This is a genomic window from Gardnerella sp. DNF01141 (assembly GCF_049244255.1).
GTDB classification, from domain to species: Bacteria; Actinomycetota; Actinomycetes; order Actinomycetales; family Bifidobacteriaceae; genus Bifidobacterium; species Bifidobacterium vaginale_E.
In genome coordinates, this window is record NZ_CP058391.1 from 157,204 (window position 1) to 180,021 (window position 22,818).

The 22,818-nt window shown below is 40.4% G+C and carries 20 protein-coding genes; 7 read left to right on the forward strand and 13 right to left on the reverse strand.

Going from position 1 to position 22,818, the window contains the following annotated elements; translation table 11 throughout:
• Positions 1-30 precede the first annotated feature (30 nt).
• Positions 31-1,287: an alkaline phosphatase family protein gene (locus HXT35_RS00535; RefSeq protein ID WP_421788082.1), complete on the forward strand. Its 1,257-nt coding sequence runs from the start codon at positions 31-33 to the stop codon at positions 1,285-1,287.
• Positions 1,288-1,338: 51 nt separating this feature from the next.
• On the opposite strand, the gene sepH is transcribed toward HXT35_RS00535, so the two are convergent.
• Positions 1,339-2,604: a septation protein SepH gene (sepH, locus tag HXT35_RS00540; protein WP_421788084.1), complete on the reverse strand. Its 1,266-nt coding sequence runs from the start codon at positions 2,602-2,604 to the stop codon at positions 1,339-1,341.
• Between the two features lie 158 nt (positions 2,605-2,762).
• Between sepH and HXT35_RS00545 the strand changes: the two genes are divergently transcribed.
• The 3 genes from HXT35_RS00545 to HXT35_RS00555 all read left to right on the forward strand — a co-directional run bounded on the left by HXT35_RS00545 (position 2,763) and on the right by HXT35_RS00555 (position 6,009).
• On the forward strand, positions 2,763-3,056 hold the full coding sequence (locus HXT35_RS00545; protein ID WP_004128217.1) for a DUF4193 domain-containing protein: 294 nt from the start codon (positions 2,763-2,765) through the stop codon (positions 3,054-3,056).
• Complete coding sequence (dut, locus tag HXT35_RS00550) at positions 3,057-3,536, forward strand: dUTP diphosphatase (protein WP_004128220.1); 480 nt, start codon at positions 3,057-3,059, stop codon at positions 3,534-3,536.
• A gap of 121 nt (positions 3,537-3,657) precedes the next feature.
• Positions 3,658-6,009, forward strand: a complete 2,352-nt coding sequence (locus HXT35_RS00555) for a RelA/SpoT family protein (protein ID WP_004136141.1) — start codon at positions 3,658-3,660, stop codon at positions 6,007-6,009.
• A 95-nt stretch (positions 6,010-6,104) separates the two neighbouring features.
• Here the strand turns inward: HXT35_RS00555 and HXT35_RS00560 are convergent, their stop codons facing one another.
• The 11 genes from HXT35_RS00560 to HXT35_RS00610 all read right to left on the reverse strand — a co-directional run bounded on the left by HXT35_RS00560 (position 6,105) and on the right by HXT35_RS00610 (position 18,719).
• Positions 6,105-6,386, reverse strand: a complete 282-nt coding sequence (locus HXT35_RS00560) for an HU family DNA-binding protein (protein ID WP_004127774.1) — start codon at positions 6,384-6,386, stop codon at positions 6,105-6,107.
• Between the two features lie 198 nt (positions 6,387-6,584).
• Positions 6,585-9,020 (reverse strand): lysylphosphatidylglycerol synthase transmembrane domain-containing protein, encoded by a 2,436-nt coding sequence (locus HXT35_RS00565; RefSeq protein WP_004127777.1) that lies wholly within the window; start codon positions 9,018-9,020, stop codon positions 6,585-6,587.
• A gap of 16 nt (positions 9,021-9,036) precedes the next feature.
• Positions 9,037-10,479: an adenylosuccinate lyase gene (gene purB / locus HXT35_RS00570; protein ID WP_421788086.1), complete on the reverse strand. Its 1,443-nt coding sequence runs from the start codon at positions 10,477-10,479 to the stop codon at positions 9,037-9,039.
• Positions 10,480-10,532: 53 nt separating this feature from the next.
• Positions 10,533-12,185, reverse strand: coding sequence for an alpha/beta hydrolase (locus HXT35_RS00575; RefSeq protein ID WP_421788088.1), 1,653 nt, complete (start codon positions 12,183-12,185; stop codon positions 10,533-10,535).
• Between the two features lie 263 nt (positions 12,186-12,448).
• Entirely contained in the window at positions 12,449-13,039 is a 591-nt protein-coding gene (locus tag HXT35_RS00580) for a DUF6466 family protein (protein WP_421788090.1), read from the reverse strand.
• Entirely contained in the window at positions 13,036-14,190 is a 1,155-nt protein-coding gene (locus HXT35_RS00585; protein WP_421788092.1) for a vWA domain-containing protein, read from the reverse strand. The genes HXT35_RS00580 and HXT35_RS00585 overlap by 4 nt, the downstream gene beginning before the upstream one ends.
• Positions 14,187-15,320, reverse strand: a complete 1,134-nt coding sequence (locus HXT35_RS00590) for a vWA domain-containing protein (RefSeq protein WP_421788094.1) — start codon at positions 15,318-15,320, stop codon at positions 14,187-14,189. The genes HXT35_RS00585 and HXT35_RS00590 overlap by 4 nt, the downstream gene beginning before the upstream one ends.
• Positions 15,320-15,850, reverse strand: a complete 531-nt coding sequence (locus tag HXT35_RS00595; protein ID WP_119521602.1) for a hypothetical protein — start codon at positions 15,848-15,850, stop codon at positions 15,320-15,322. Before HXT35_RS00595 ends, HXT35_RS00590 begins: the two co-directional genes overlap by 1 nt.
• Positions 15,850-16,794 carry a DUF58 domain-containing protein gene (locus tag HXT35_RS00600; protein ID WP_119521604.1) on the reverse strand — a complete coding sequence of 315 codons (945 nt, stop codon included), beginning with the start codon at positions 16,792-16,794 and terminating at the stop codon, positions 15,850-15,852. The genes HXT35_RS00595 and HXT35_RS00600 overlap by 1 nt, the downstream gene beginning before the upstream one ends.
• Positions 16,791-17,912, reverse strand: coding sequence for an AAA family ATPase (locus HXT35_RS00605; protein WP_410296060.1), 1,122 nt, complete (start codon positions 17,910-17,912; stop codon positions 16,791-16,793). Before HXT35_RS00605 ends, HXT35_RS00600 begins: the two co-directional genes overlap by 4 nt.
• Before the next feature lie 90 nt (positions 17,913-18,002).
• Positions 18,003-18,719, reverse strand: coding sequence for a uracil-DNA glycosylase (locus HXT35_RS00610; RefSeq protein ID WP_019260997.1), 717 nt, complete (start codon positions 18,717-18,719; stop codon positions 18,003-18,005).
• Between the two features lie 129 nt (positions 18,720-18,848).
• On the opposite strand from HXT35_RS00610, the gene HXT35_RS00615 reads away from it, so the two are divergent.
• Both HXT35_RS00615 and groL read left to right on the forward strand, forming a co-directional pair.
• Positions 18,849-19,520 (forward strand): LytR C-terminal domain-containing protein, encoded by a 672-nt coding sequence (locus HXT35_RS00615; protein WP_421788097.1) that lies wholly within the window; start codon positions 18,849-18,851, stop codon positions 19,518-19,520.
• Between the two features lie 248 nt (positions 19,521-19,768).
• A complete protein-coding gene (gene groL / locus HXT35_RS00620) occupies positions 19,769-21,394 on the forward strand; it encodes a chaperonin GroEL (RefSeq protein WP_004134974.1) in 1,626 nt (541 codons plus the stop codon).
• Between the two features lie 140 nt (positions 21,395-21,534).
• Here groL and HXT35_RS00625 read toward each other — a convergent pair whose 3' ends face one another.
• Positions 21,535-21,828 carry a WXG100 family type VII secretion target gene (locus HXT35_RS00625; RefSeq protein ID WP_004127832.1) on the reverse strand — a complete coding sequence of 98 codons (294 nt, stop codon included), beginning with the start codon at positions 21,826-21,828 and terminating at the stop codon, positions 21,535-21,537.
• 127 nt (positions 21,829-21,955) lie between these two features.
• Here HXT35_RS00625 and HXT35_RS00630 point away from each other — a divergent pair, with 127 nt between their 5' ends.
• Entirely contained in the window at positions 21,956-22,780 is an 825-nt protein-coding gene (locus HXT35_RS00630; protein ID WP_421788099.1) for a hypothetical protein, read from the forward strand.
• Positions 22,781-22,818 lie beyond the last annotated feature (38 nt).

The window sequence follows — 22,818 nt, forward strand, 5'->3', positions numbered from 1 at the left end:
TGGTTCTATATAAGTGGTTCAATAGTGTATATGAGTGTTGATGTGCCATCTAAAAAAGAATTGTTGCAGTTTGTAGGCAATATTACTTATGGAGATTTTTCCAGCTCAAGTTTGCAAGATTATTCGCATGATTCTTGCTCTGAGCAAAGTGGCGGAGCTTTCCATCTTTCATCAGTTTTACCAGCTTTAAGCGATGCAATTGGCGCTCCTGTAAGTACTAAAGTGCATGAAAATCCAGCTTTTTTGCGTGAAAGTCTTGGTTTTCCTAAAGTAAAATCTGCAATTGTTGTTTTAGTTGATGGATTGGGATACTGGAATATTCTAATGCGTCAAGGTCATGCGCCATATTTGCGTTCTCTTTTAAATGAGCCTAAAAATCAGCGTCCTATTAAATCTTGTATCCCAAGCACAACTGTTGCTGCAATGGCAACGTTTGGTACAGGCACATGCCCAGGTCTTACTTGTATGACTGGCTATACTCAAAAAAATGCTCAAACTGGTAAGATTGCTCAACTTATTCAATTTAAAGATGCTCCAAATCCTCTTGAATTGCAGCAGCAGCAAACAGTATTTGAAAGCTTAGTTTCTAAAGGTTTTCGTGCAGATAGTATTAGCTTGCCTAAGTTTGAAAATTCTCCACTTACTCAAGCTGCTTTTCGCGGAGCTACTTATATTACTGCTGGAACTCCTAGAGCTAGAATTATGAAAGCTGCTGATACTACTAAAACTCCAGGATTAACTTATTTGTATTTAAGAGACACGGATAAGGTTGGTCATAATTATGGATGGGATTCTGAACAGTGGGTTGCTGCTTTTGAGCAGGTTGATTCGCAGTTGCGCTTGTTGCAACGAAATTGTGCTAAAGGTACTTTGATTGTTATTACTGCCGACCACGGTATGATTCAATCTGATTCTAACTCTTGTATTGATATTGCTAAAAGCGAAGAGTTAATGCGTGGAGTTGAACTGGTAGGTGGAGAACCTCGCTCTGTTATGCTTTATGCAAGTAAAAACACTAATCCTGAAGATATTATTGAAAGATGGCGCAAAATTATTGGTGAAAATGCGCTTATTCGCAGCAAAAAGCAAGCTATTTTAGATGGTGTTTTTGGCAAGGTTGACCCGCGCGCAGAATCTGTTCTTGGCGACGTTCTAGTTCAGGCTCGTAACGCTTTTACTATTGTCGATTCTAGAACTCAAACAGAAAAAGCTATGAGCTTACCAAGTGTTCACGGGTCAATGACTCACATGGAAATGGATATTCCATGTCTTATTGATTTAGTGTGAATTTTTTAGCGTAAATTGCGTAGTAAAAAATTCGCTCTAAAATCAAAAGAATCAGCCTTCTCCGAATAAAATCTCATCCCAGCTTGGAACTGCAGCTCTTCCGCTTCGCCTCTTATTGTTATTGTGATCTTCATGATTTAAAGAGTTTTTCTTAGCAGAATCAGACTCTTGATTAGTGTCAAACTCAGCTTCATGATTTGTAGAAGTGGTATTCAAAGATTTTGCAGCATCAGAATTTACTTTTTCTGCGTTTTCAGATACTTCAACTCTTTTTGCTTTCTCGGCTTTTTCAGTTTGCTTTACTTTGTCTGCCAAAGATTTTTGTGCTTCACTCGAGTCGTAAGAAAGAATACTAGATGATGCATCTTGATTTTCGTCATAATCTGACTGCATAAGCGAAGGTTGCTGAGCTCTACTGCTATTTGATAGCACGTTTTCAGCTAATTCATTTGAAGAATCTGCGATTTTCCTAGTTTTTGCGCGCTTATGTTCTTGATTAGAATTAGAACTATCAGAAATATCCGAACTATTCGAATCAATTTCAGAAAGCTTATCACTATTTCGAAGCTCCCATTGTGAAACAGCGCGTTCAATTCTTGCTGAGCGAATTGAATTTCCAGGCAACTCTTCTGTTGAAAATGGGAAGTTTATGCTTACAGTGTCACGGTACATTCCGCCGTATTGCGCTTGCTTAGCTGCATCATTACCATTTGCGTCTTCGCCAAGAAGTAAACGAGAAGATGGATTAGCGCATGTTACTGAGTTGTCATGCATATTCCATGTCCACTCAGCTTTAATAGTTCGTGTTGCAGTTTTGAAAGTAGCGCTAATAAGCCACGGTTCTAAGCCTCGGCGTGTTGCGAGCCATTGAACTGTTTCCATACCAATATGAGCTTTGGCAAGAGTTCGCTCTATTAAATCTGCAAGTGTGCGCATATTGCTTTGTTTTGGTGCAGGAACAAGCAGGAATTGCTCAATAGCGTACTGTTTTTCTGTTTCTACTCCAGCAGAAAATCGCCTTACTTGGGCTTCGCTTACGTTATAGCGCTTAGCAACGTGGCTTGGATCAACCCCAGCTCGAATTAAAGCCTGAATCTGCGAAATAGGCAGGGTAGCGTTCGACGATGCTGCAGATACGTTATTATCTGCCGAATTATTATCGCTATGCTTTTTAGTAATCTTTTGTGATTCAGCGATAGCGTGTTCCAGCGTGTCGTCCACTTTAATGCTTAACGGCGTGTTTTCAAAAATAAAAATCAAATTGCCGTCTGCATCAACATGGTCAAAACTCGCCTCTTTTGGCGGATTTTCAAGCATTGTGCACCACTTTCTTCGCTTTTAACAATACTATGTATATACTTTAGTCCATACACTGCATTCTTTACCATTCTATATAAGATAAAATGTGTGTATTATATGCGGGGTGGCATTAATGTATGCTATGCGCGTAGGTAGCTTAAAACGAAAGGACCATAATGGCACAGGATTATGATTCTCCTCGTAGTAAAGATGAGGACGAAGAGTCGTTGGAAGCTTTGAGCAAAAGCTCTCAAAATTCCAGCAGCGACATTGACGATGATGAGAATGCTATTGCTGAAGACTACGAGTTACCAGGTGCTGATTTAAGCAATGAAGATGCGTCTGTAACTGTTATTCCTATGCAAGGTGATGAATTTATTTGTTCTGAATGTTTCCTTGTAAAACATCGTAGTCAATTAGCAGAAACTACGGCTGACGGACAGCCTGTTTGCAAGGAGTGCGCAGCTTAAATGGCATACGACGAGACCTACACTGGCCCCGAGCAGGTTGAGGTACTAATTCAGTATCTCGATGGCGAATCCTCCACTATGCAGCCGCTTTGCTATGCGCATGCTGGCGATGCTGGTGCAGACTTGCGTACTACTGAGGATATTACTTTGCGTCCATTTGAACGTGCTTTAGTTCCGACCGGGGTTGCTATTGCTTTGCCAGCAGGATACGTTGCTTTGGTTCATCCTCGTTCTGGTCTTGCCGCAAAACAGGGCGTAACTGTGTTGAATGCTCCTGGAACGGTTGACGCTGGGTATCGTGGCGAAATTAAAGTGCCGCTTATTAATTTAGATCCAGAAAATACCGTGAAGTTTAATCGCGGCGATCGTATTGCTCAATTGGTTATACAGCGTTATGTAGAAGCACAATTTATTCCAGCAACACAATTGCCTGGTTCTGATCGTTCAAATAAAGGCTTTGGCTCAACCGGAGTACAATAATTTTTTAGTAAATCCGACCAGTTTTAGCGCTGAGTCGGATTTATTGTATTATTTGACAATTTTGTAGAGCATAACGCATTTTTGCGGGTAGGATAGTAGACAATACAGGAGGTGTGCTGCGATGGGTGAACTTCAAGATGATGTAAAAGGCGCTCATAGGCTTGGATGCGAAATCAGTGAGGATTCTCGTAACCCATTGCTGCCAATATTAAACATGTGCAAGTGGCATCATCCCGATGAAGACATGACTATTCTTCATCGTGCCTACTCCCGTGCGGTAAAACAGCATACAGGTCAGCGTCGTAAATCAGGCGAGCCTTATATTATTCACCCTCTTGCAGTTGCGCAGATTCTTGCAGATCTTGGTATGGGGCCGATTGTTGTTGCAGCAGGATTATTGCACGACACTGTTGAAGATACTGATTACACGTTAGAAGAATGTCGTGCAGAATTTGGTGACACTGTAGCTGGATTAGTTGATGGTGTTACAAAAATCTCCAAGATGGAGTATGGCGAAAGCGCACAAGCTGAAACAATTCGAAAAATGGTTGTTGCTATGAGCCGAGATGTACGAGTGCTTGTTGTAAAACTTGCAGATCGTCTTCATAATGCAAGAACCTGGAGATATGTTAAGCCATCAAGTTCTCACAAAAAAGCTCGAGAAACTCTTGACGTGTATGCTCCTCTTGCAAACCGTCTTGGTATGAATGCTATTAAAACTGAACTTGAAGAACTTAGCTTCAAAGTACTTTATGCAAAAATTTATAACGAAATTGTTGTACTTGTTGCTCGTAGAGCTGGTCAGCGCGAAGTTTATTTGCGTCAAATTCTTGAAGAAATCAACGAAGATTTAGCAGTTCAACACATAGAAGCATCCGTAAAGGGTCGTCCAAAAGATTATTTCTCGATTTATCAAAAAATGATAGTTCGCGGTCATGATTTTGAGAATATTTACGATCTTGTTGGCGTTCGAATTATTGTTGACTCCATTCGAGACTGCTATGCCGCATTAGGAGCGGTTCATGCGCGTTGGAGCCCTGTTCCAGGACGTTTTAAGGACTATATTGCAACTCCTAAACTAAATATGTATCAGAGCTTGCATACTACTGTTGTTGGCCCTGGTGGAAAGCCTGTAGAAATTCAGATTCGTACTTGGGATATGCATAGGCGAGCTGAATTTGGTATTGCTGCACACTGGAAGTACAAGGCAAATGGCCAGGCTGGTAGAGCTTTAAGTAAGCCAGACAGAGATGACCGTAAGCGTGAAGGTGAGCTTGAAGAACGTAAAGAGCTTAGTGAAGCAGATAATCTTAAGTGGATTCAGCAGCTTGCTGATTGGACTAGTGAAACGCCTGATTCTGATGAGTTCTTAGGTTCATTAAAGCAAGATCTTGGAGCTTCTGAAGTTTACGTGTTTACTCCAAAGGGAAGCATTGTTGCTCTTCCTCAGGATGCAACGCCTGTTGATTTCGCTTATTCGGTTCACACTGAAGTCGGTCACCGAATGATGGGCGCAAGAGTGAACGGAAGATTAGTTCCTTTGGACACTAAGCTTACAAATGGTGACACGGTTGAAGTTCTTACTTCAAAGTCAGATACCGCCGGCCCATCTCGTGATTGGCTGAGTTTTGTCAAAAGCCCACGTGCTCGAAACAAGATTCGTCAGTGGTTTAGCAAGGAACGTCGCTCTGAAGCCATTGAAGAGGGCAAGGACGAGCTAACTCGTGCCATGCGTAAACGTAACTTGCCTTTAACTACTTTGATGACACAGCAGGCTTTAATTGGCGTTGCGGATGAACTTAATTTGCCAGCTAATGTTGAATCATTGTACGCAGCTATTGGCGAAGGACAAGTTTCTACTCAAAATGTTATTTCTAGACTTGTTAAAGATGCAGGTGCCGATGAGGTTGCAGAAGAAGTAGAGCAGGAAGCATTACCTCTTAAGAATGTAGAGCGCAATAGAAAATCTAATGGTGCTTTAGGTGTTTCCGTTAAGGGTGTTGGAGACGTTTGGGTAAAGCTTGCAAGATGTTGTATGCCTGTTCCAGGAGATAACATCATTGGTTTTATTACTAGAAATCAAGGCGTGTCTGTGCATCGAACTGACTGCCAGAATATGCTTGATTTACAAAAAACTCAGCCTGAACGAGTTATTCCTGTTCAATGGACCAGCGATAAAGGTTTGTTCTTAGTAAAGGTTCAGGTTGAAGCTTTGGATAGGCAACACTTGCTATCTGATGTTACTCGCGTACTTTCGGATCATGGCGTAAATATTCTTTCCGGAACTATTGCCACTGGAGATGATCGTGTTGCAACAAGCCAGTTTACGTTTGAAATGGCAGACCCTCAGCATCTGAACACGCTTTTGGCTGCTATTCGTAAGATTGAAGGCGTTTTTGACGTCTATCGTATTACTGGCGCAAAAGATAGCGCTGAGCCTCGTTTGCGTAAAATGGAGCGCGGAGACTTATAAATAAAAAATAAAATAAGATAAAAATAAGAAGGACGTCCAGCTTTGGAACGTCCTTCTTTATTAATCGCACATTTTGAATGTGCATCCGTCTAATTTCAGGCGGCAACAGCCTTCTTCAACAAGGAACCAGCGGAGATACGTACACCATAAGAAGCTGGAATCTTGATGGTTTCGCCGGTACGAGGGTTGCGGCCAGTGCGCTCAGCGCGCTTTACGCGCTCTGCGGAGAACAGACCAGTGAGCTTCAAACCTTCACCAGACTGCAAAGCCTCAACGAACACATCCTGGAATGCGTTGACGGCGGCCTCGGCCTGTGCCTTGGTCAGGTTGGACTTCTGTGCGATCTTAGAAACGAGATCAGACTTGTTGTATGCCATGCAGCATCCTTTGGGTCAGGGGCCTTCTTTGCAAAGGCCACGTTCATTCTCGATACTAATACATTTTCCCTACAAATGTGGCCTTTTTTAGCATTTTTTTCAATAATTTTATGTATTTTTTTATAAAAAACTCATTCTGAATAGTCTTATTGCGATTTTTTGATAGAAAAATACACAAAAGTTGAGCAATTAAGCCATTTATACTAGTTCACGACTGCTAAGCCAATTCATAGCAAAAGCGCCAATAGGAATTCTTAGCCAGTAGAACATAAGCCTATAAAGCAAGGTTGCAGATAATGCAATAGTAGGTGGAACTCCAACAGACGTAAACGCAAAAGTAAGAGAAGCCTCAACCGCGCCTAAGCCGCCAGGAGTTGGTATTGCAGATCCTGCAGTATTTGCAAGAATGAACAAAAGTATTGTTTCCCAAGGGTTCGCATAGTAGCCAAACGCAAGTAAAGCAACCCAATATCCCAATCCAATGCAAGCAACCAATACAATCGCTCCAAAAGATCCTCCAATAAGCTGAAGAGGGTGTGAAACAAGCTCTTTAACCTGTCTGCCATAATCAGACAGTATTGGAAGATAATGCTTGCGAATAATTTTACGAGCCTTAGGAATGGCCATTAAAGTGCATATTAACAAGGTTATTATGCCAATAACTGTAATAAGCATGTGTGTTGGAATCATTCCAGAAAGCACATTCTTTCCAGTAAAAATACCAATAACAAGAAGAACAATAGTTGTTATTAAAGCTTGAATAAGCCATACTGCGCTAGTTATAGCAGTAGCTTGAGTTGAATTGTAGCCATTCTTTTTCAATAATTGCATATTGACAAAAGCAGGGCCAACGCCTGCAGGCATAGAAACTGCTGTAAAACCTGATGCTGCTTGAGAAGCAAACAAAACCGTAGAAGACGGTTTTTGATCATCCATAAACGATCCTAAAGTAATTGCAGAGCCAACCCAGGCAAGCATACTGAAAATAAAGCAAAGCAAAACCATTAGATTATTAGCATGCTTCAACGCTGCAAACACTTCTTGAGGATGCCATTGTGTTGCAATAACAGCAATAGCAATAATTGCTAGAACAAGGCTCACAAAGAATCGAATATTAAAACGTGCTAATCGCACTGTATCGTAGTCTTCCTCATCAGTATGCAGTGCGACTGTTTGGCTTAGCTTATTGCAAAGATGTTCAAAAACTTTCTTATTCCAAGAAGGAAGAGAACGTGTAGAAGCAGGAATAGCAGCTTTTTGCATAAACGGAAGTATTTCTGCAAGCTTGTCTGCACCCCAAGCGTTAAGAGCGGCTTTGATTGAAGTTTCAATATCTGTGCATGCAGCAATAAGAGTTAATAATTGAACTTTATCTAAAGCAATATTTGTTGAATCGCTGGCAACATCACCGTTTTGCCATCCTGCAATAACAGGAGTTCCATCCTCTAAACGTGCAATAGTTTCTGGAGTAATTCTTCTATGCGTAATTCCTCGCATATTTGCAGCGTCAACGTATCGCATAAGTTTTGCCGCATCTTCAACAGTTAGAGTGTTCAAATTACAAGGAAGTAAAGTATTTGCTGCGTGAAAAACCATGATTGATGATTTATCGCTGTCAGATACTCCGTAAACATTAGCAGTTGGCAAATGAAGATTTCTCAATACAAGAAGCATTGAAAGATGATGGTGAACGGAATGTCTTGCTGAACGGTCGCGTCGAGTTGGAATATCAATTAAACGCACCCACTGCCACAGCTGATTCAAATATCCAGGTAAATGCACTTGATTGTCTAAAACTGAAATAACATAGTGCATTCCGTGAATATCAGTTGCGTCATAAAGTCTTGAATTTTCGATTAAATCGTCATCCAAGCTTGAGCGTAAAACTCCAGTATGGTCGGCCTGCTGAGTTCTGCGAGTAAGCTGAGTGAGATTATCTATGCCAATATTTTTAAGCGCAATAACGATGTCATCGCCCCAAGCGCCTTTACTGCTCGTACCTTTAGCAAATCTTATTAATGTTCCAATAGCTCTTCCTACGCAGCAAGAAATAAGTGCTGCAGGGTAGGAGTCCCATGAAGAAAATAGCAGTATTGCAGAAACAATAAACAGAGCATTCCAGCCCCACATTACATGCTTATATTCTTTACGCGGGCCACTTACTGTAAGAAACGCAACCAGAACAGCGTACATGTCTGGCAATAATTCTGTTACTGAATTTGTGGGTTGAGAATGCAATGCAGAAAGCAGGGGCAAATTGTGTGTAGAAGCAATAGCGTCAGAGAGCAGCCATATTGAGCCGTAGCTTACAAACAGCGTAATAACAGAAATAGCAGTATCAATCCAACGCTTTTGTGCAGCCATAAAAGCAATTACTTCTGCAACAACAATAAGCGTTAAACCTTGCTGTATTAAAGCGCATGGAATTCCAGTAACAGTAAGACCAATAATTTTACTAGCGCTACGGGCATCAATTTCCACGCCGACTGTTGTTGCAGAAAGCCACATTGTTGACAAAACTGTAAGCACGGCAACAGCAATAGCTGAAAGTGCGTACAGCAAATCAGCCCAATTTCTTACTAAACTTGGCTGAGTGTCTTCAATAACAAGATTTGGATTTATGCGAGATTGCATTGTTCTTACCGTCTACTTATTGAATAAAATCCACCAATCGTGAAGCAAAACCAGTGTAAGAATCTGGAGTTAAGGACTTTAATCTGCAAGCTGTATCCTCGTCAAACTCGCGAGAAGAAATAAAATCTTCAACATCCTTTTGAGAAATATGATGTCCTCGCATAAGCTCTTTAACTTGCTCATAAGGACGTTCCATTCCAGGAACTCCCGCAATTTCTTCAGCACGCATAGCGGTTTGAATTGGCTCGCCAAGAACTTCCCAATTAGCATCCAATTCTTTAAGAATAAAATCAGAATTAGGGTGAATAGAATTAAGTCCGCCCAAAAGATTGTTAAGAGCTAAAAGAGCGTAGCCAAAAGCAGAACCGATATTTCTCTGAGTTGTAGAATCTGTAAGATCTCTCTGCCAACGGCTTTCTGTAAGAGTTGCGCAAAGAGTATCAAACAGAGAGCAAGAAATCTCAAGATTAGCTTCAGCGTTCTCAAAGCGAATAGGATTCACCTTATGAGGCATAGTAGAAGATCCAGTAGCACCTTTTACAGGAACTTGAACAAAAATGCCTCGAGAAATATACATCCAAACATCAACAGCAAGATTGTGCAAAATATGGTTAGTGTGGCTTACTGTGCTATAAAGTTCAGCCTGCCAGTCGTGACTTTCAATTTGTGTTGTTAATGGATTCCATTGAAGAGACATGCGATTTTCAACAAACTCTTTAGAAACGCCAATCCAATCAACGTTAGGGAATGCTGCTAAATGAGCACCAAAAGTACCAGTAGCACCATTGATCTTGCCCAAATATTCCTGATTGTCGAGATGTTTAATCTGACGCTTCAAACGGTATGCAAAAACAGCCAATTCTTTACCCAAAGTTGTTGGAGTAGCAGGCTGACCATGCGTCAAAGAAAGCATTGGCAAGTCGCGATACTTTTGAGCATTGCTCACTAAATATTCAACAATTGCTTCCAAATTCGGCCTGTAAACATTCAAAACCGCATTTTTTACGCAACGAGCAATAGAAAGATTGTTAATATCTTCACTTGTGCAAGAAAAATGAACCAAAGTTTTAAGATTAGACAGCTGAGTTTCGTGACCTAACTTCTTTTCAGCCTCATCTAAAGCGTCATCAATGTAGTATTCAACAGCTTTAACATCGTGATGCGTAACAGCCTCATGAGCAGCATGACGCGCAATTCCTGCGGCGTCGAAATCTTCAGGAATACTGCGCAAATACTCACATTCTTCATCCGTTAAAGGATTTACACCATTGACAATAGGCTGCCAATTATTCCCCTCATATCCGTTTGCAAGAAGAATCATCCACTCAACTTCAACACGCATGCGCTCGCGGTTTAACGCAGGTTCACTTAAGTATTCAACAAGTTCTGAAGTTTGATTATGGTAACGACCGTCTAAAGGAGTCAGAGCTATTGCAGGAGAAATATCAGTAAGCTTCATACTTGCAAGGTTACATCATGCTGTGAATTAGGCAGTTAGATAAATTATATTAACTAATGCATTATGCCTTGCCATAGGGTAGTGCTTTCTAACTTTCCGTTGATAATACTGTTAAAATGCTGATTATGCATAATCACATTTTTAGAGCCTAATTGCAGAGCGTCATCGTAGGCAGCTTTATGATAGTGCATGTCATGAGTTAAAGTTCCTTCTTCAGGCACATCGTTTACAAATATTCCGTCTTTACTAAATTTTTGATTAGAATATTTCCTTCCAGAAAAACGCGTTACTCCAGGAGGCAAAGGCTTTTGAGTTTCTTTAACATGTATTGCTTTGCCATGAATAGTAATCCAATTACTGCGGCGAGGATTTTCCTTACCGTCTAGAGATGGAACAAGCTCATCTTCCATTTCAATACTCGTAACCCAAGTGCGTTTTGCAATAGGATGATTTGCAATAGGAGAGCCTGCGGTTACTACATGCTGTATGTTGTACTGTTTTGAATAATCGCTTGCAATACTTGCAGCAACAATACCGCCTTGCGAATGACCAACTAACACAACAGGATCTTTAGGCTTAATCCCAGATTTTTTCATTGCTTCAACAACCATTCTTGTACTATCTGCTTGCTTTCTAGCTAAAGGAGTATGACTCATTACCTCAGCATTCTGCTCCCATCCAAACGGTGAATGAGCCTTACCGTCTGTTCCAGGTATTACAACTAGCCATGATGTTTTTCCGTCGGCTTTTTTGAAGCGTGAAATAGCAATAGTTGCGGCATCTGGATTAACAAGTGGAGGGCGAACTCCCAAATTTCCGCTGCCAAGCTCAGCTAAATTATCGAGAGTTTCGCTCAAATTTCTTCCAGGTTTAGGAAGAACAAAAGCTGGTTTTCTCCATGGTTCGTTAATTTTAGTAACAGTTAGATTATTACCTTGCTTTTTGTTATTTAACTGTGCTGTAAAAAGGCTTAGCGCTCCAGAAACAAACGGAACTGAAGAAACTGTTTTGCTTGAATTATCAATATACTTATTTGCGTATTTTAAGAAATTAAGCGACTTATTTCTATACGTTTTTGTCATTCGATTATTTCTTTTACTTTGCGCTGCTCCTAAAATAAACAGAGGTATGCCTGTAATTGGGTTCATTAGTAGATTTTGAGAAAGTCCTCGAATAGTTCCTTGCTGAATTTTGCGAGTTTTGTGAGCCCATTTCCCAACATTTTTAAGACCTGTGTGGTTATTAGCATCGCTAGACGCTGAAGAGAGTGCTGAAATAAAAAATGGCAAGGATGTTATAGGAAAAATTGTTGTAAGAAGCGCAATGCCATTATCAAATTGCTCTTTTGCTTTCTGCTCAGCATCCTCGTAAATTCCGCTTGCTCTAACAATAAGAGCTGCCAATTGCTCTAAATTTTGAGACATATTTTGACATTTAGACGCGTAAGCATTGCACATACTGGGAGTTAGAAAACTTTGAGAAGCGTTCATAGCAAAAGGCGAGGAAGGATTGTAAGAAGCTGATAAATTATTAAAAGCTGAAGTTTGATTAGAAATAACCATTGCAGCATGCTGCCAAGAAGCACTTAACATTGACATTTCATGTGCAAGATTGCTTAGTTTTCTAGATACACTGCAGTATGCTTCGCTTTGCGCAGCTGTAAGAGATATTCCGCCCGAAACAGAAGATTGAACTTTCCAAGGCATATTACATTCCTCCTCTAATTTCGTAGAGTGAATATGCTTGGGTAGCAATATTGCTCATGCTATGGCGAAAATACTGGGCAGCAATACCTTGCCATTCGTTTAATTCGCTCGCTTTAGCCTCAGCAAGAATGTTTCTTGCGCACTGTTCAGTGCGCTGAATAAGCCATTTCCATTCGTAATATGTGTGCATAATTAAGTATTAAACACACTTGCTAAATTAAAGTCACTAAAAAGTAGGCATTGTGGATAAAAGCTATAAGCAATTACCAAGGCTTATTTGCACCGTCTGAACTCGTTGTGCGTTTAGTTGTTTTTTCTTTTCCGTTTTGATTGTCCTGATCTTCTTGATCTTGTTGATCTTTAGGATTTACCTTATTGTTCTGCTTAAGCAAGTCTTCCACTTTATTCTTTTGCGTATTATTAAGTTTAGGCTTGCTTGATTCAGTCTGATTCTTATTTTCTTCGCTCTTACTAGAGTTTTTTAGTTGATTACTTTTAGACGTATGAGATTTAGTATTATTTTTACCGTTCTTTTGCTTAAGGCTCTCAGTAAACTTTCGTGAAATTTCAGAATTGTGCTCAATATTTTCGCTAAGTTTTGGTAATAAAAGTATTTGCTGAGATTTAGCGTCACTAAATTGTGCGTCAGTCTGCTGCTGTTGTGTAACCAATATATCTTTGTCACTGTAAATATTTTTAGCAGATTTCATATTTGCAATAAGACTGTTTGTTGCAGCATTATACGCATATTGCGCACGCCAATTAGTAATCACATAGTATGCTGCGAATAACGCAATAATAAGAAATATAATAGAAATAACGCGAATAATATTTCGTTTAGATATGCGTATCATACTAATTTCCTTGATGTAATAAACCAAACAACTAATTCCCATATAAGCAAAACAGCAGCAATTGTGGCAAATGGCCAAATAATTGGTTCTGGACGCAAGCGCGGTTTCGCTGTTTCATTCATACGCCACTGATGAGAAAGTATTGGTTTTGCTTCACTTCCTAAAGTGTGATTTAAAGAAGAATGAATATATTTTCCACTAAGCTCATCTGCAATATTCCGCAAGTTTTTTTCATCAAGCTTTGAAATTCCAGGTTTTCCAGTAGATGGATCTTTAACCCATTGTGTTGAAGAATCTAAATTAGAATCTCCTTCTGATTTTCCTTGCAAATCTTGATCAGAAGCGTAATCGTCAATACTTAATTTCGTACTTTTAAGCGGTATTTTTGCGCCTTTAAACGAGCCAATACCAATAACAAAAGCGTGAGTAATATAAGCTCGTAAAGATGAGAATGTTCTACGCTTTCGTTGAGTTGTTTCTTCGCCATCACTAAGAACATACAGCACTGTTGTGTCATCTGGATGAGCGTCATGAATAGCTTTTGCGGTGAGCAAAGTCTGATCTATTGGAGCGTCCAGGCTTGTTCCTGTAGCAATACTTGTAGGCTCTGTAAGTAAGGTGGTTATCCAATTATCAACCGCTTTTGCATCAGGAGTTAAAGGCACATCAACAGACGTGGATGCTCCAAAAGAAATAGCTGCAAAACTCGCATTTGCATAAGACTTAGTTATTTGCTTAACAATAGCGCGAGCTGCATCAATGCGCTCAATATTGGCCTTATTATCGTAATTTGCATCTTTGGCTCGCATTGATCCTGTAATATCAACTGCAATAATTACGTTAGTTGCATTTACAGCACGTTGCATAGTTGCGCGCATAATACTAGGGGATAGTATGCAGATTACGAGCATTGCGCAAATAGCTATTCTTCGCAATCTCATTGCTAAAGTTTCGTTTGTTAGTGCCAATTTTCTTCTTAAAGGCACGATTTCAAAAAACATTGCAACAAGAACAATAAGTACGGCTATAATTGCAACAATCCAACCATAAGATGGAGCGAGAACCAGTTGACCTGCTTTAGCAGTGTCATCTGCCACGATTTTGCCATATGAGAAATTGAGAGCCGCGGCTGAAAATAGTGTTGATATCATCGCTTAATCCTCTTTGCAATAGCCAACCACACAACAACGCTTACAACGCTAATAAGCACCCATATTCCAGGATCGTCGCTAAACGCTGATTGCGTTGTGCCTTGAGGAATAACTGAGTGAAGTTTTTCAATTTCTCTTACAAGATTAAGAACAGAATCAGTATTTCGTTGAGTTAAGAATATTCCGCCATGAGATTCAATGAGATTCTTCATGTCTACAGTTGTATCTTCATTCTCATTCTGTTTAGCGCCGGAATATAAGCCGTCAACAGTTATATTTGCTTGCTTAGTCAAATCTAAAGCTTGCTTTAACGAGTAAGTTGGATTTCCGGAAACAACATTATCTGTTGCAAGAACAATTGATGCACTTCTGTTAAAACGACTTTGAGATTTACTAGAATTATGCGCATTGCCATAAATAAAACCAGGAAGCATTGCAGCGCAACTAACTAAGCCATCTCCAATAAGAGAAGTTGCATTTTTTCTATTTTGTGTGCCTTCAAGCCAATCAGAAATTTCCTGATATTGGCGCTGCTGCAAATTGTCAATCTTATTTTGAGACTGAACCCCTCCAAGCAAATTAGCAGCATACTGCAGCTGCTTTTTAGCTAGACGATAATCATCCGTTAAAGGAAAAACTGTTCTAGAAGTGGAATTAAAAATACTTAAACCTATTCGTTCTCCTTGGAAATGCTCAATAAAATTAAGATAAGCAAGAATAACTTCGCGATCGTACGGCAATGCAGAGCCGGAAACATCCAGGCATAAAACAATATCTCTAGAACTTATTTGTTCATCCGCATTAAACACTCGAGAAGGCCTAGAGGCAGTTGCAAGTAATCCTAATAAAGACAAAACCAACATTGCTGTTGCAAATCTTTTAAGTCTTCTCCACATATACCATGAGTGACTTGCTAAAGATCCTTGCAAATCTTCATCAAAAGTAAAAGTGTAGAATTTTTGATTCAGATTGTGGTGATGCTTTTGATACTGCTTTTTAAGAATATGCTGGCGAATAACGTCACCAATAATCAAAACAGCAAAAATAACTAAGCAAACTAGTATTCCTGCAGCAAAAATTAAAGGCCACTTAAAACGCCAAGGCCACAAAGTCTCAAATATCTTACTCATTAGCGTTGCCCCTTAGTTTGCCAGCCTTCGAGCAAAACAAGAACCCACTCTGCTGCTTGATCAACAGTGGTATTTTGTGCCTGTTTATTCTCTTTATAATTAGCAAATTCGGGCGGATACAAAGCTGCGATTGTTTGGCGCAACATATCTGCACCCTTTTTATTGCGCCACTTTAGGCGCAAAGAACTAATTTCACCTAAAGTATGCGTTTTAATATCTTCACCACTCATTCGAGAAACGTAAGTTCTAGCAACTGAAGCTAGCTTTGCACAAGCCTGATCAGAAGTAAGCTCATTGCTGTGATATTGTTTTACAATTTCATCAATTTCATTTCGCCAAGCTTGTTTGTTTTCGCGATGAACGTGTACAGCATTATCTGCAATTTCGTCAGAAGATAACAAAACTTTCGGCTTTTTGAAAGAAAAATACAAAACAATTGCAGCAACAACAATAACAACAAAAGCAACGCCAAGTATGCTTGCAAAAAGAATGTCGTTGTGAATCTGTGGGTGAATATCTTGCATACTCATTACTGCACATCCTCCTTGAGTAATGATTCAGTAAGATAATTCGTACGACTTACAGATTTAGCAGACACGCGGAAAATTTCCTCACTAGATGACCCACATATTAATGACGCTTTAACGCCAACAAGCATGTCACGCAAGGCACTACTTTTGATGCTTCTGCGATTTTCAACCTCTTGCTTAACGTTATCGTTTTGCAAAAATGCTGGAATTTTTCGCAAAGTAATGCCGTCGCTTATACGCATGTTAATTGTTTTATCAAAAGAATTAACTGGGCAAATAGTTACAACAACGAGATTATGATTTTGAGTAATTTTTCGTAAACTATCCGCATCATGAGCTTGCAACGCATACTCGTCTGTAATAAGAACAACAAGACCGTTTGAATCAACAAATTTTTGCATTGATTTAATCAAATACTCAGTATTTCGAATGTGACTTCGAGTATTAAGCAAAGCGCTGTCAAGGTTCCTTTCAAAATCAGAAAGATTACGAGCTTGAGGAACTTTAACTGTGTTGCTACCATCAACGCAAAGTAACGAAACAGAATCGTGACGTCTTAAACTTAAAGCTGCAAAAAAGCATGCAGCATTTGCAGCAATCTCATACAATGTTTCAAAAGATTTGCAAGCGCCGTTCATATTAATACTTGCGTCGCACACAATCCAAGTATGAGATGACGAAGTACGTTCGCGCGAAGAAACCATAGGCTGACCTGTTCTAGCACTAGCAGACCAGTTCATCATTCGAGCTTCGTCACCAGGTTGCCAAGCGTGAACATCAATAACATCCCCAGTTCCAAAACGACGATGTGAAGGGTGTTCACCTTCTAGTAATCCCAATGCTTTACGAGCAATAGGCAGATCTATGCGTTGGTCGAGCAGCTCAATTTTTCTGCGAATGACTTTTGCTGGCTCAGACAACGCTAAACGTTTCATAGGTATCATGGCACAGGAACAGTCTTTACCAATGCGTCAATAACTTGATCCGTAGTAATAGAGTCTGCCAAAGCTTCAAAAGTCAACAGAATACGGTGTCTTAATACTTCGTGTGCGAATAATTTAACATCTTCTGGAATTACATAGTCTCTACCAGAAAGCAAAGCATGAGCCTGAGCAATACGAATAAGCGCAATAGAAGCACGAGGGCTTGCACCCATGCGAACAAGAGTATTAATGGTTGCAAGAGGGTGAGAACCTTCACCTCGAGAAGTTGCAACAATATCAACAGCATACTTCATAACTGCTTCAGAAACATGAATATGTCGAGCTGCAGCACGCATAAACACAACATCTTGCAAGCTAATGCGCTGTGTGCTTAAAGTTGCAGGATCAACAACATCTGAACCTCTTTGTGTAAGCAACTGAAGCATTCGAACTTCTTCGTCAGGATTCGGGTAGGTCATAATTGCCTTAACCATAAAACGATCCATTTGAGCTTCAGGAAGATTAAAAGTGCCTTCTTCTTCAATAGGATTCTGAGTTGCAATAACCATAAAAGGCTGAGGTAGTGCAATACGCTCTCCGCCGATTGTTGTTGCGCCTTCTGCCATAGCTTCAAGCATTGCAGATTGAGTTTTTGCATTAGATCGGTTGATTTCATCTAGCAAAATAATATTTGCGTGAATAGGACCAATCTGAGTAGTAAAACGTTGGGATGCAAAATCAAAAACTTGCGTACCAACTAAATCAGCTGGCATTAAATCAGGAGTGCACTGCACGCGTCGGAAACTACCAGACATTGCAGTTGCAAGAGTTTGCGCAGCAGTGGTTTTTGCAAGGCCTGGCACAGATTCAATAAGAATATGTCCGCCAGCAATAAGTGTTAAAATAAGAGATTCTCGCAATGCTTCCTGGCCGACTAAAGTTTGTGCAAAGCGCGAGCGCAAAATGTTTGCAATCTGCTGGCAGCGACGAATATCGTCTGCTGAAATAGTAGCCGAATCTTGAGCATTTGATAATCCAACTGTAGATTTACCTGCTGCAGAAGCTATATTCGCATTAGGAATCATATTGGAATTATTATTTAATTGTTGCTTACGTGGTTGCGGTGGAAATAATGCCATAGGCTCTATGTTAGCTGATATACGGTACTGAAATTGGTAAAAACCGGCATATTGCTAAGGATTATTTGATTAATACACGCATTTTTAAAGCTATATTTCTTGAGAATTTAGCGACCAGTCAATTGGTGAAGCGCCCATTTTGATTAGTGCACTATTCGCTCTTGAAAACGGTTTTGATCCAAAGAAACCTCGCGAGGCAGAAAGAGGGCTTGGGTGAGAAGAAGTAATAAGTGTTGCGTTTGTTAACAATGGAGCTAAGCTTTGAGCGTTTCTTCCCCATAAAATAGCTACAAGAGGCATTGGGTTTCCGTTTTCGTCTTTTCGAGAATTTAACGCATTTATTGCAGCGTCCGTTACAGTTTCCCAGCCTTTTCCTTGATGACTATTTGCTTTACCTGCTTCAACAGTTAAGCAGCGGTTAAGAAGCATTACACCCTGCTTAGTCCACGGCGTTAAATCTCCACTTTGAGGAGTAGAAACACCTAAGTCGTTTACTAATTCCTTGTAAATATTAATAAGACTTTTAGGTAGCGGACGCACTTTTGGTGAAGTGCAAAAACTTAATCCCACAGGATGGCCTGGAGTAGGGTAAGGGTCCTGGCCAACAATTAAAACCTTTATGCTTTTTAGAGGAATGCTAAACGCGCGCAAAATGTTGTGACTTGCGGGAAGAATATGGTGTCCACTTTCGATTTGCTCTCGCAAAAACACTCCCATTGCTCGTATTTGCGGCTCAACTGGAGCAAGAGCTTTAGCCCAATCTGGATCCATTAATTCTTCTAAAGGTTTAATTTTGTTAGGACTCATATGGCTACTGTATGACAAGGCATAGCATAATAGAAAAAATTTCTTGAAAATTCTGATTTGTGCTTTGTGACCAGCATTCGGTACTATGGATGCATATTGTTTTGAGTAAACACTTGGAGGAATGCAATTATGGCGCGAAATAATCACAACGTGTCGTATACGCCCGATGTTTTTGATGAACCACCAGAGGGGCCAGTTGGTGTGCATCGCGGCAATCCCGCTTGGTACGCTGTAATTCTTCCTTATTTTGTTGCAATAATTATTGCATTACTGGCTGGTTTGCTTGTTTGGGCAATCGGCTCTGGAGAGATTTCGCATCTTCCATTACCTTGGAATAATTCGCATCAAAGCTCGAAGTCTACAACAATAATTAAGAAGTCGCATACTGATAAGTCAGATGGAAAAGATGAAGATAAATCTGAAGATGCAGATGCGGATGAAGATGAGGATACTTCAGCAAAACAAAAGTCCAACAAAGATAAATCAGCGGAAGATACTAAGGATGCTGATAATAAATCTGATTCTACGGCTTCAGTAGATAAGTCTGTTACTGTAAAAGTTATTAATGCAACCAATATTGCTGGATATGCTGCTAAGAATGCAGACAAGCTGAAGCAATCTGGTTATGCAAATGTTACTGCTGGTAATCCAAGCGGCAAAGTTCCGTCTGAATCTGTTGTATGGTACAAGGATGATTCTCAGAAAGCTGCTGCTGAAGATATAGCAAAAACTTTGGGCATTACTGCTGTAGAAAACGAAAAAGAGATTGTTTCGCAGATTGTAGTAGTTCTTTGCAAGTAGTTTTCTACTCACATAAGTAATAAAAGCAAAATATAGAAGCCGGTTGGATTAGATTCTAACCGGCTTTTGTTTATAAAATTTTATTGAAAATAAATAATTATAAACGCCAAAGTTGGCACTCGGGCACATAGAGTGCTAATCTGCTAATTAGCACTCGAAGGTTGAGAGTGATAATTAGCAGCTGACGGCTAATCAAATCTTATTCACCTACGAGTGAGTGTTCCATAGTTACGATATGTGGAGGAAACATGGCAAAGATTATTGCCTATGAAGAGGACGCCCGTCAGGGTATGCTCGCAGGTCTTGACAAGCTTGCTAACACTGTAAAGGTTACGCTTGGACCTAAGGGTCGCAACGTAGTGCTTGATAAGACTTATGGAGCTCCAACCATTACTAACGATGGCGTTTCCATCGCTAAGGAAATCGATCTTGAAGATCCATATGAGCGTATTGGCGCCGAGCTTGTTAAAGAAGTTGCTAAGAAGACTGATGACGTTGCAGGCGATGGTACAACAACCGCAACAGTGCTTGCTCAGTCCTTGGTACACGAAGGCTTGAAGAACGTTGTTGCAGGAAGCAACCCAATTGCTCTTCGCCGCGGTATTGAGAAGGCTTCTGAAGCAATTGTTAAAGAACTTCTTGCTTCTGCTAAGGATGTTGAAACTAAGGATCAGATTGCTGCCACTGCTACTATTTCTGCAGCAGATCCTGAAGTTGGCGAAAAGATTGCTGAAGCTTTGGATAAGGTCGGTCAGGACGGCGTTGTTACAGTTGAAGATAACAACAAGTTTGGCCTTGATTTGGACTTCACTGAAGGTATGCGTTTTGATAAGGGTTATATTTCCCCTTACTTCGTCACTAACGCAGAAGATCAGACTGCTGTTCTTGAAGATCCATACATTTTGCTCACTTCTGGCAAGGTTTCCAGCCAGCAGGACATTGTTCACATTGCTGAACTCGTTATGAAGTCCGGTAAGCCATTGCTTATTATTGCTGAAGATGTTGATGGTGAAGCATTGCCAACTCTTGTTTTGAACAAGATTCGTGGCACTTTCAACACTGTTGCTGTAAAGGCTCCAGGCTTTGGTGATCGCCGTAAGGCTATGCTCCAGGATATGGCTATTTTGACCGGTGCACAGGTTGTTTCTGACGACCTTGGCTTAAAGCTCGATTCTATCGACGCTTCTGTGTTTGGTCACGCAGCTAAGGTTATTGTTTCTAAGGATGAAACAACTATCGTTTCTGGTGCTGGATCTAAGGAAGATGTTGATGCTCGCGTGGCTCAGATTCGCGCAGAAATCGAGAACACTGATTCCGATTACGATCGCGAAAAGCTTCAGGAGCGTCTTGCTAAGCTCGCTGGCGGCGTTGCTGTTATTAAGGTTGGCGCTGCTACTGAAGTTGAAGCTAAGGAGCGTAAGCATCGTATTGAAGATGCAGTTCGTAACGCTAAGGCTGCTATTGAGGAAGGTTTGCTTCCAGGCGGTGGCGTAGCTTTGGTTCAGGCTGCTGCAAAGATTGAAAAGTCTCAAGCAATCACCGAGCTTAAGGGCGAAGAAGCAACGGGCGCTGCAATCGTGTTCCGCGCTGTAGAAGCTCCAATCAAGCAGATTGCTCAGAACTCTGGCGTTTCTGGAGATGTTGTGCTCAACAAGGTGCGTGAGCTTCCAGAAGGCCAAGGCTTCAACGCTGCAACCAACACTTACGAAGATTTGATGGCTGCTGGCGTTACTGACCCAGTTAAGGTAACTCGTTCTGCTCTACAGAACGCTGCTTCTATTGCAGGTTTGTTCTTAACCACTGAAGCTGTGGTTGCTAACAAGCCAGAAAAGCCAGCTGCAGCACCACAAGCTGGCGCTGATATGGGTTACTAAATTAAAAGTTGTAAAAATTTTATATCTGAATAGCTAATAGGCTGAATAGCTCATAGTAGATGGCGGTATGCTCAGAAATGAAGTATACCGCCATTTATATTTCATTAGATTATTCAGACTATTCAGATTATTCAGACTATTCAGCCCATTCCAAATAGGGAAGTAGCTTGAGTTTCCGCATCAAGATACACTCCCGAAGCATGTTGCATAGCTTGCTGAATTGCTTCTAATGATTGTTCCATCTGCTGCTGTGCTGCACGCCACTGACCTGCGGTCGACGCAAACTTTGTAGCAGCGGAACCCGTCCATACGCTTTGCAACTGCTGCAGATTGGCATACATGCCGTTGACTGCTTCTCTAATTGAATTAACCGAGGTTCCAACTGCTGCAGCCGCCTGCTGAATTTGTTCTGAATCAACTCGAAATTGTGCCATATTTCCCCCTATTTGTATCTGCTTAATAAGCATTTAGTATTAATTAGCGCAACAACACACTTATTAAGTAACCTTCTTACATAAACGTGTCTTACCTACTTGTGTGATGTCACGCTATTATGAATATATGCCATCGAAAAATTACGCAAAAGTTTTAGAAGAGAATGTGGTTAAAAGGTCAGGGGTTATCCACATTTTAAATGACTATAAGCTTACAAGCTTAAAATTCGCACGCTTAAAGCAAGTATTACGTGCGGTTGTGGCATTTTTAGTTAGTGTTTTTCTTATTCTTCAAATATTTTCAATATTTCCAACTTTTTCTTTACTTCCGTCTGATTTTATAAAAATTAATAAAGCTTATGCGGAAGAACAAACTTCAAATTCAGGAATTGTTGCTACTGATTCAATTACGGATACTGAAAATCTTCTTGGTGACTCTGTTAATAAAGTTTCTGACGAAATTGCAGCAACTAAAAAGCGAACTGGAGTAACTGTAAGACTACTTTATTTGTCTACTTTTGGAGATACTAAAGATCCATCAAAATGGGCGAGTGATTTATTAATAAGCACTCTTCCTGCTAAAAATACGGTATTACTTGCTGTTGCAACTCGCGACGGCCGTCTAGTAGTTGCAGTATCTCCTAATTCCGACGAATGGTTAAAAAGCAGAAATACTGTTGACGCATTATCTGATGCAGCATATAAACCTCTAGTAACAACAACCGGCACTCATTGGGGTCAGTCTGCAATTATGATGATGAAGCAAATTTCTCGCTCTAAACGAACCGCTACAACTTCATCTGCAAGTCTTATATCAACACTTATTATGTTGATTATTATTATTTGCTTAGGGGCAATAGTGACACTTATTTTGGTTCACCGAAGCCGTATTCAAAAGCAGATAAAAGCAGGGGTTAGAAAAGCGCGTAGACGTCATGCTCGTCATCGCTAATAAAATCAGCTACAACTTGTTGATTTTCAGCATTTATT

Bases quoted from the DNA above. Each gene is read 5' to 3' on its own strand.
- HXT35_RS00535 (WP_421788082.1), top strand. From the start codon at position 31: ATGAGTGTTGATGTGCCATCTAAAAAAGAATTGTTGCAGTTTGTAGGC.
- sepH (WP_421788084.1), bottom strand. From the start codon at position 2,604: ATGCTTGAAAATCCGCCAAAAGAGGCGAGTTTTGACCATGTTGATGCA.
- HXT35_RS00545 (WP_004128217.1), top strand. From the start codon at position 2,763: ATGGCACAGGATTATGATTCTCCTCGTAGTAAAGATGAGGACGAAGAG.
- dut (WP_004128220.1), top strand. From the start codon at position 3,057: ATGGCATACGACGAGACCTACACTGGCCCCGAGCAGGTTGAGGTACTA.
- HXT35_RS00555 (WP_004136141.1), top strand. From the start codon at position 3,658: ATGGGTGAACTTCAAGATGATGTAAAAGGCGCTCATAGGCTTGGATGC.
- HXT35_RS00560 (WP_004127774.1), bottom strand. From the start codon at position 6,386: ATGGCATACAACAAGTCTGATCTCGTTTCTAAGATCGCACAGAAGTCC.
- HXT35_RS00565 (WP_004127777.1), bottom strand. From the start codon at position 9,020: ATGCAATCTCGCATAAATCCAAATCTTGTTATTGAAGACACTCAGCCA.
- purB (WP_421788086.1), bottom strand. From the start codon at position 10,479: ATGAAGCTTACTGATATTTCTCCTGCAATAGCTCTGACTCCTTTAGAC.
- HXT35_RS00575 (WP_421788088.1), bottom strand. From the start codon at position 12,185: ATGCCTTGGAAAGTTCAATCTTCTGTTTCGGGCGGAATATCTCTTACA.
- HXT35_RS00580 (WP_421788090.1), bottom strand. From the start codon at position 13,039: ATGATACGCATATCTAAACGAAATATTATTCGCGTTATTTCTATTATA.
- HXT35_RS00585 (WP_421788092.1), bottom strand. From the start codon at position 14,190: ATGATATCAACACTATTTTCAGCCGCGGCTCTCAATTTCTCATATGGC.
- HXT35_RS00590 (WP_421788094.1), bottom strand. From the start codon at position 15,320: ATGAGTAAGATATTTGAGACTTTGTGGCCTTGGCGTTTTAAGTGGCCT.
- HXT35_RS00595 (WP_119521602.1), bottom strand. From the start codon at position 15,850: ATGAGTATGCAAGATATTCACCCACAGATTCACAACGACATTCTTTTT.
- HXT35_RS00600 (WP_119521604.1), bottom strand. From the start codon at position 16,794: ATGATACCTATGAAACGTTTAGCGTTGTCTGAGCCAGCAAAAGTCATT.
- HXT35_RS00605 (WP_410296060.1), bottom strand. From the start codon at position 17,912: ATGGCATTATTTCCACCGCAACCACGTAAGCAACAATTAAATAATAAT.
- HXT35_RS00610 (WP_019260997.1), bottom strand. From the start codon at position 18,719: ATGAGTCCTAACAAAATTAAACCTTTAGAAGAATTAATGGATCCAGAT.
- HXT35_RS00615 (WP_421788097.1), top strand. From the start codon at position 18,849: ATGGCGCGAAATAATCACAACGTGTCGTATACGCCCGATGTTTTTGAT.
- groL (WP_004134974.1), top strand. From the start codon at position 19,769: ATGGCAAAGATTATTGCCTATGAAGAGGACGCCCGTCAGGGTATGCTC.
- HXT35_RS00625 (WP_004127832.1), bottom strand. From the start codon at position 21,828: ATGGCACAATTTCGAGTTGATTCAGAACAAATTCAGCAGGCGGCTGCA.
- HXT35_RS00630 (WP_421788099.1), top strand. From the start codon at position 21,956: ATGCCATCGAAAAATTACGCAAAAGTTTTAGAAGAGAATGTGGTTAAA.